The following is a 210-nucleotide window of genomic DNA, read 5'->3' on the forward strand; positions in this document are numbered from 1 at the left end:
CTCAGTAGGAGCATCACGGAATACATGGCCTAAATGTGCGCCGCAGTTTCTACAAGTGACATCGGTGCGAGTGATGCCTAGCGAGTTATCTTCGTGCTCTTCAATCGCGCTGTTAACGATACCTTGATCAAAACTTGGCCAGCCACAGCTCGCATCAAATTTTTTGCTTGAGTCAAATAAGCTTGCACCGCAGCCTTTACAACGGTAAAC

Annotated in this window: 1 protein-coding gene; it reads right to left on the reverse strand. The window is 47.6% G+C overall.

Going from position 1 to position 210, the window contains the following annotated elements:
• The coding region (locus V6252_RS13660) for a peptide-methionine (R)-S-oxide reductase (RefSeq protein ID WP_341610788.1) at positions 1-210 on the reverse strand (210 nt) is incomplete at both ends.

Origin of the sequence: Psychrobacter proteolyticus (assembly GCF_038155145.1) — a bacterium.
Classification (GTDB): domain Bacteria; phylum Pseudomonadota; class Gammaproteobacteria; order Pseudomonadales; family Moraxellaceae; genus Psychrobacter; species Psychrobacter proteolyticus_B.